This window comes from Burkholderia sp. AU6039, from assembly GCF_002223365.1.
Lineage (GTDB): Bacteria > Pseudomonadota > Gammaproteobacteria > Burkholderiales > Burkholderiaceae > Burkholderia.
In genome coordinates this window covers 1-1,814 of sequence record NZ_NKFK01000047.1, presented here as the reverse complement: position 1 = coordinate 1,814, position 1,814 = coordinate 1, and the positions used below count along the sequence as shown (strand labels likewise).

Below are 1,814 nucleotides of genomic sequence, written 5' to 3'. Positions count from 1 at the left end.
CGCTCACGCGCGATCATCATCCGGTTCACGACGATCACGCCGATCGTCACCGCCGTGATGAACAGCGTCGCCAGCGCGTTCATCTCCGGGTTCAGCCCCAGCCGCACGCGCGAGAACACCACCAGCGGCAGCGTCGTCGAGCCCGGCCCGGACAGGAACGCCGACAGCACCAGGTCGTCGATCGACAGCGTGAACGACAGTAGCCACCCCGACAGCAGCGCCTGCGAGATCAACGGCAGCGTCACCACGAAGAACACCTTCAGCGGCGTCGCGCCGAGATCGAGCGCCGCCTCTTCCAGCGACTTGTTCATCTCCTTCACGCGCGACTGCACGATGATCGCCACGTACGACACGCACAGCATCACGTGGCCGATCCAGATCGTCACCATCCCGCGCCCCTTCGGCCAGCCGAACATCTGCTCCAGCGCAACGAACAGCAACAGCAGCGAGATGCCCTGGATCACTTCCGGGATCACCAGCGGCGCGTTGATCATCCCCGTGTACAGCGTGAAGCCCTTGAAGCGGCCGAAGCGCGCAAGCACGAAGCCCGCCCACGTGCCGATCACGACCGACGCGGTCGCCGTCAAGAGACCGATCTTCAGCGACAGCCACGCGGCGCTCAGCAGCTCGTCGTCGTCCAGCAGCGCCGAGTACCACTTCAGCGAGAAGCCCGACCACACCGTCACCAGCTTCGACTCGTTGAACGAGTACACGACCAGGCTGATGATCGGGATGTACAGGAACAGGAAACCGAAGGCGAGAACGCCCGTCGACAGCGGTTTGCTCGGCTTGATCATTTCGCGTCCTCCAGTTCCTTGACCTGGTAGTACTGGAACAGCGCCATCGGCACCAGCAACAGCAGCACCATCGCGACCGTCACCGCGGACGCCATCGGCCAGTCCATGTTGTTGAAGAATTCATCCCACATCACGCGGCCGATCATCAGCGTGTCGGCGCCGCCGAGCAGCTCCGGAATCACGTACTCGCCCACCGCCGGGATGAACACCAGCAGGCTGCCGGCGATGATCCCGTTCTTCGACAGCGGCAGCGTGATCCGCGTGAACGCGACCCACGGCTTGGCGCCGAGGTCGTACGCGGCTTCGAGCAGCGTGAGGTCCATCTTCACGAGGTGCGCGTACAGCGGCATCACCATGAACGGCAGGTACGAATAGACCATCCCGATGTAGACACCTGCATCGCTGTGATAGAGGCGCAGCGGCGTGTGGATGATGCCGAGCGCGATCAGCGTGTGGTTCAGGAGCCCGTCGTCCTTCAGGATGCCGATCCACGCGTACACGCGGATCAGGAACGACGTCCAGAACGGCAGCATCACGGCCATCATCAGCACGTTGCGGCGGTTCGGCTCCGAGCGCGCGATGTAGTACGCCATCGGGTAACCGATCAGCAGGCACAGCACCGTCGAGACAGCGGCCATCTTCAGCGAGCTGAGGTAGGTCGCGATGTACAGGTCGTCCTGCAGCAGGAACGCGTAGTGCGACAGCTGCAGCGCGAAGTGCACGACGCCGTCCTTGATCTCGACGAGCGACGTGTACGGCGGGATGCCCATCACCTGGTCGGCGAAGCTGATCTTCAGCACCAGCACGAACGGCAGCGCGAAGAACACGGCCAGCCACACGAACGGCACGCCGATCGCGACGCTGCGGCCCGACGGCAGGAAGCGCGCCAGCGCGGCAAGGCGGCCGCGGCGCTTGTACGCCTGGGGCGCGGCGGTCGTACCGGTCGACACCGGAGCGGAGGGCGTGGAAGCAGAGGTTCTCATCGTGGCGTCCTCACTGCGTCAGCACGACGCCGCT

At 64.5% G+C, this 1,814-nt stretch carries 2 protein-coding genes; both read right to left on the bottom strand.

Annotation, left to right across the window (positions count from 1 at the left end):
- A partial coding sequence (locus CFB39_RS38585) for an ABC transporter permease subunit (RefSeq protein ID WP_089476968.1) occupies nucleotides 1–797 on the bottom strand: 797 nt, incomplete at its 3' end.
- The gene (locus CFB39_RS38580) at nucleotides 794–1,780 is read right to left on the bottom strand and encodes an ABC transporter permease subunit (protein ID WP_089473678.1); all 987 of its coding nucleotides are present in this window, start codon (nucleotides 1,778–1,780) and stop codon (nucleotides 794–796) included. The genes CFB39_RS38580 and CFB39_RS38585, both read right to left, overlap by 4 nt.
- Nucleotides 1,781–1,814: the final 34 nt, after the last annotated feature.